The organism is Exiguobacterium sp. SH31 (assembly GCF_001816105.1).
Classification (GTDB): domain Bacteria; phylum Bacillota; class Bacilli; order Exiguobacteriales; family Exiguobacteriaceae; genus Exiguobacterium; species Exiguobacterium aurantiacum_A.
Genome location: NZ_LYTG01000115.1, coordinates 1 through 5,571 on the forward strand (window position 1 = coordinate 1; position 5,571 = coordinate 5,571).

Below are 5,571 nucleotides of genomic sequence, written 5' to 3' on the forward strand. Positions count from 1 at the left end.
TTAGACACTAAATAATTTGTCAGGCGACTTCGAGAACCTGGGTCCGGTATTCCACCGGGCTCAGGTTTTTTAGTCGTTTCTTGATGCGACGATGATTGTAGTACTCGATGTAGCGCTCGAGCTCCTGTTTGAAATGAGCCATGTCCTCGAACTTCCTGAGATAGAGTAGCTCGGACTTGAGCACGGCGAAGAAGCTCTCGATGGCCGCGTTGTCGAGACAGTTGCCCTTTCGGGACATGCTTTGGGTGATGCCGTGTTCGCGAAGCTTCGCCGTGAACGCTCGAAATTGGTATTGCCAGCCTTGGTCAGAATGGAGGATCGGCCTTCTATCGCTATCGAGTCTCGCGATGGCTTGGTCCAACATCTCGCCGATGAATGGATACTTAGGCTTATCTGACATCGTATAGGCGATGATTTCACGGTTTGCCAGGTCCATCATCGGTGAGAGATAGAGTTTCTCCCCGAAAAGGTGGAACTCGGTGACATCGGTCACCCACTTCTGGTTTAGGCCTGTGGCCTGGAAATCCCGTTCGAGGAGGTTCGCTGCGATCGTTCCGACCTCTCCCTTGTAGGAACGATATTTCTTCATGCGGACGAGGCACTTGAGACCGAGCTCGTCCATAAGACGCAACACTGTTTTCGGGTCGTGCCTGAAACCTTGGCGCTCGAGTAGCGCATGGATTCGCCGATAGCCACAACGTCCTTCGTGTTCGTGGAAGAGGGTCCGGATCGCTTCCTTCACGTCCGCATACTTGTCATCGGCCGTCAGGCGCGTCCGCCAATAATAGTAGACGCTTCGAGCCATATCGAGCACCTGAAGGAGCCCCGGTACAGGATAGGTGGCCCGTAGCTCGTCGATCACTTGGGCCTTGATCCCGTTCGTCGCGCTTCCTCTTCTTGAACCAAGGCTTTCAATTTTTTTAACGCTGCGTTCTCCATCTCGAGGAACTCGACCCGTTCCTTGAGCCTCTCGACCTCCGTCATCTCTTTGGGCTCCTGCTTCTTCCGTCTCGGCATCGGGGCACGTCCTTTCGGCTTGGCGGCCAGGCCCTCGGGCCCCTCCCGTTCGTATGTGGATCGCCAGTTGGAGATCATCCCGGGAGAGGACAGCCTGTACTTCAGGGCCGCGTCGATCAAGGACAGCCCGTTGTCCGCCATATCGTTTAGTACCCTTAGTTTAAACGCCGGCGAGTGGGCTGTATAGGACGGATTGAAGATCGTCTCGCCCCAGCGCTCATAGAGGAGTGCCCATTGACTGACTTTCTTACGGTCCACCCCGAACTCTTTTCCTAACGTTGTGCATCCGTCTTTGCCCGTCAAGTAGCGTTCGGCCACATGAATTTTGAAAGCCTTCGTAAATTTGACCATAAAAACACCCCATAAAAGTTGGATTTTTATGTCCAACTTTTATGGGGCAGTTCACATTCGGGGTTTTTCGTATACGCACGAATCGCTATAATGAACCTATTCATTTAGACGGGAGAAACAACCATGAGCAAAATCATTTTCAATATCCATCAAATTGATCAGCTTGAGTCGAACCCGAACGTTTCGTCGGTTTCAGAACGCTCGATCCAATACACCGGTGAATTCAAAATAAAGGCCGTGCTTGAAAACATGGACGGCAAGGGACCCCGGCAGATCTTCACGGAGGCTGGATTCGACCTGACGGTAATTGGGAACAGGAAGGCGAAGTCCGCGTTGGAACGATGGCGCCGAACATATCGAAAAGACGGGGAAGACGGTCTCCTGAACGACAAACGTGGAAAGGCTCTGGGAGGTGGACGCCCGAAAACAGACGAGTCGATGGAGAGACGGTTAGCGAAGGCAGAGGCAAGAATCAAGTACCTGACGGCAGAGAATGAACTCTTAAAAAAGCTAGAGAAGTTAGAAGGGCAGGCGAAACATACGAACTGACACCAGCAGCGAAATATCAGGCCATCAACACCGTCATCCGCATCGCATAGCTGAAGTACCTCGTCCGCCCACTATGTGAGATCGCCGGCGTGAGCCGGAGTGGCTATTACGCCTGGTTGAACCGTGCCGAGGCGGAGTCCCTCCGGGAGGAGCGTGATTACCTAGACGCGACACTCCTCAAGAAAATCCACGACAGCCATAAAGGTAAAGTCGGTTATCGGGGGCTGTACATGGAGGTGCTCGCGACACTCGGCGTCCGGATCAACCACAAACGGATTCTCCGACTGATGCGCAAGTATAACATCGTCACCAAAATCCGGAGGATGAATCCTTATCGGAAGCTCTCTCAGGCGACGCACGAGCATCGCGTCGTGCCGAATCTGTTGAACCGTCAGTTCCGACAGAGCGAGCCTGGAAAGGTGTTCGTGACCGACATCACCTACCTCCCGATCGCCTCCGGCGAGAACGTCTATCTGTCATGCGTGAAGGACGTGGCCACGCGTGAGATCGTGGCGCACAAGCTGTCCGCAAGCCTTCACATGGACCTCGTCTTTCAGACGATGGAAAAACTTGAAGATCACCTCCAAGGGAATCTGCATCCCGAGGCGATGATCCATTCGGATCAAGGCTTCCACTATACACATCCGGACTACCAACAACTCGTTCGCAGCCTTGGACTGATCCAGTCCATGTCACGTCGAGGCAACTGTCTCGACAACGCACCAATTGAATCATTCTTTGGCCATTTGAAGGACTATGTCACCAACCGATCGTGTGGATCAATCGAGCAGGTCAGAGAAATGGTCGGGGACTACATAAACTATTACAACTGCGAACGCGGTCAGTGGAACCTAAAAAAGATGACCCCGGAACAATATCGGGGCCATCTAATCGCCGCATAGGACATACGGGCTTTTTATTAAACTGTCCATTTTACGGGGCTCAGTTCAAATTGGACGGGGCTACCCTAATTTTATTGAGACAATATAAAAACACCTTCGGAGTGGTACACTTTTAAAATGTGCTAGCATCGAAGGTGTTTTCTGCTTGAATAAAAACATATATCAGATTGAGTAAATATATATTACTTATATTATATAATTATTTTAAAAAAGGAAAAAATTAAAAATAAGGGTTGATTTACCTTTTATTGAATTGTTATCCTTGTAAGGTATTAAACAATATTAAAGCAGAGGTGGTTTATATAAGATTTAAGATCACGCTTGTTCTAATTGCATCTCTTTTTGCTTTCTTTGTTTTCTTTAGACCAGAGAGCGAGACTAAAAGCACGTCAAATCACCTCAATAATTGGGCTGACAAAATAGTTGGACATGATCCAACTGTTTACGATGATCCCATTAAAATCGCTATTTTAGATAGCGGTATTAATAAAGATCATCCTGCTTTAGAAGATTTAAAGTTCGAAGAATACAATGCAATTTCTAAGGCTGAAGAAGCTGTGTCCGATGACTACGGGCATGGCACCGCGATTGCAGGACTAGTTGCGGGCCAAGGAGAACGAATACAAGGCATTCTAACTAATCCAATTATCTATGACGTAAAAGTATTAGATGAGAATGGTGAGGGTAAGTTAGAACCTGTCGTAGAAGGGATTAAATGGAGTATAAATAACGAGGTCGACATCATCAACATTAGCTTTGGATTTACCAAAGACTACGACGAGTTACATAAGATCATCCAAGAAGCATTAAAGCAAAATATCATCGTAGTAGCATCTTCTGGGAATAATATGGGGCTTTTTGTAGATTATCCTGCTAGTTACGAAGGTGTAATTTCAATAGGCTCTATCAATAAAGAACTTCAAATTGATGAATCCTCAGCTATCAATGGTGTGGACTACTTTGCCCCAGGAATTGATGTAGTTTCTACCTCTAAAGATAAAGACTACAAATCCTTTTCCGGGACTTCTTTTGCTTGTGCTTATGCCACGGGAGTGATTTCTTCAATCGTTTTGAAAGAAGATTATGTTCGTGGTAATCAAATATCCTCAGTCCTCAACCAGTACTTGGTCTCTACAAAAAGCAAAGACAACTCTACAGCACGTATTCTAACTCTTAACAAAAAAATATTGGAGGATTCTAAATGAAAAAGTGGTTTACTAAATTTCTACTTGTAGTTTTTACTAGCGGCGCGTTATTGACGCCGTCACAAGGAGCAAATGCAGAAGGTAATGTGAAGGTAGCTGATGAATCCGATTACTCTATTCAATCGCTTCAAGAAGGTGATGAAGAAATCGTATTCAACTATGAAAACAGCATTGAAAATGAGTATGAAGAAGATTCAAAAACCATCTATACTGTTGATGTAGAAGATGAATTTAACATTCATAACGAGAACTTTGAAATGACTGTTTCTGAGTCTGATAACGAAATGACTGTTTTCTCTCAACTAGACAATGGGAGTACAAAACTTTCATCTGAGTTTTATGTAAATATTGAAACTGGTGAAACGTATGTAACTGAGACAGTACCGAATTCAGAAGGTGGAAACACTACTAAAGTTTATGATATTGCTTTTACTGATATCGAAGGCGAAGAGTTCAAAGCAACTCTTATTGATCGTGACAGTGACGATGTATATAATATCAATACAATTGATGCAAAAGCTTCTGCAATTCCAGTGTTAGCTATCGTTCTCCAAATGGGCGCTAGATGGGCTATTAAGAAGTATGGTCAACGTGCATTGATCAGTGCTTTTGGAAAATACGCGTTGAGCAATGCAATTAAAAATGTTCCGAGTTTGGTAGTAAAGAGTAAGCATCTTCAAAGTCACACGGGAACATGGGCCAAGTTTAGCACTAACAGTCAAGCAACTGCTAAGTCGTGGATTAAAGAAGCTCTACAAAAAGTTTCAGTCTCAAACTTTCAAATTAATAACAATGAAAAACTATCCTTCAGATTTGATGTAAGTATGGGTAGAAAAGTTGGAACTAAGGGTGAAACAAAAATTCGAATTGTGATAGGATATGATGGAAAAATATGGTCAGCATTCCCGGTCAAGTAACTTTTAACTACGATTTTATCAGTGATAGTAATTCGATCTCCAATAAGTCTGCTAGAAATGTACCTACTATCCTCTCTGTAGAAGCGGATTTCACAATTGAAATCAATCAAGAAGTTTATTTTCAAGCTGAACTTCCTATTTTAGAATTCTACAAATCTTTATACAGATGGAAAGAAAACTTGAGCTCAACTTCTACCCCTGAGTTTCATTATTACTCCGTTGAACATGCAGACTATGATAACGGAGCAATTATTTCGATGATTCCTTTCTCAGATAAAGGTAGAATCAAGTCAATCTGGGCAAAACTTGATGTTTATAATGTTTTTGACCTTGATTATCTGGTTAAAAGTCTATTAGATTTAGAAAGTAGCTTGAAGAATGATATCGAGAACTTCTATGGCATCGATATGAATAAGTTCATAAAACATATACCTTTTACTCTTGCCCCAGATGATAATGAATACAGTTAATAGATTTTATACAAAAACTCTTTGAAGAACCGGAAAAAATGGTTTCTCAAAGAGTTTTATTTGTCTAATTTTTTATACTTACACCTCCATCAATATTACACACAATCCTTTAAAACCATTTAAAACATTATTTAATATAATATCGAGTCTTATCGATTTT

General features: G+C 43.9%; 5 protein-coding genes and 1 pseudogene. 4 read left to right on the forward strand and 2 right to left on the reverse strand.

The features are described 5' to 3' along the window. Positions 1-19: 19 nt before the first annotated feature. Together A6395_RS16340 and A6395_RS16345 are read right to left on the reverse strand one after the other, a co-directional pair. Positions 20-862 carry an IS3 family transposase gene (locus tag A6395_RS16340; protein ID WP_370259235.1) on the reverse strand — a complete coding sequence of 281 codons (843 nt, stop codon included), beginning with the start codon at positions 860-862 and terminating at the stop codon, positions 20-22. Further along, on the reverse strand, positions 859-1,368 hold the full coding sequence (locus A6395_RS16345) for a helix-turn-helix domain-containing protein (RefSeq protein ID WP_071398550.1): 510 nt from the start codon (positions 1,366-1,368) through the stop codon (positions 859-861). The genes A6395_RS16340 and A6395_RS16345 overlap by 4 nt, the downstream gene beginning before the upstream one ends. 123 nt (positions 1,369-1,491) lie before the next feature. On the opposite strand from A6395_RS16345, the pseudogene A6395_RS15830 reads away from it, so the two are divergent. The 4 genes and pseudogenes from A6395_RS15830 (at position 1,492) to A6395_RS15510 (ending at position 5,411) form a co-directional block, all read left to right on the forward strand. Continuing rightward, positions 1,492-2,819: pseudogene (locus tag A6395_RS15830) on the forward strand (IS3 family transposase). A 248-nt stretch (positions 2,820-3,067) separates the two neighbouring features. Beyond that, positions 3,068-4,024: a S8 family serine peptidase gene (locus tag A6395_RS15500; RefSeq protein WP_159429476.1), complete on the forward strand. Its 957-nt coding sequence runs from the start codon at positions 3,068-3,070 to the stop codon at positions 4,022-4,024. Continuing rightward, positions 4,021-4,941, forward strand: a complete 921-nt coding sequence (locus A6395_RS15505; RefSeq protein WP_071399721.1) for an SAR2788 family putative toxin — start codon at positions 4,021-4,023, stop codon at positions 4,939-4,941. The genes A6395_RS15500 and A6395_RS15505 overlap by 4 nt, the downstream gene beginning before the upstream one ends. Beyond that, positions 4,917-5,411 (forward strand): DUF7878 domain-containing protein, encoded by a 495-nt coding sequence (locus A6395_RS15510; RefSeq protein WP_071399722.1) that lies wholly within the window; start codon positions 4,917-4,919, stop codon positions 5,409-5,411. Before A6395_RS15505 ends, A6395_RS15510 begins: the two co-directional genes overlap by 25 nt. The last annotated feature ends 160 nt before the right edge of the window (positions 5,412-5,571 follow it).

Excerpts from the sequence above, each read along its gene's own strand:
- A6395_RS16345 (WP_071398550.1), bottom strand. The coding sequence starts at position 1,368 with ATGGTCAAATTTACGAAGGCTTTCAAAATTCATGTGGCCGAACGCTAC.
- A6395_RS15505 (WP_071399721.1), top strand. The coding sequence starts at position 4,021 with ATGAAAAAGTGGTTTACTAAATTTCTACTTGTAGTTTTTACTAGCGGC.
- A6395_RS15510 (WP_071399722.1), top strand. The coding sequence starts at position 4,917 with ATGGTCAGCATTCCCGGTCAAGTAACTTTTAACTACGATTTTATCAGT.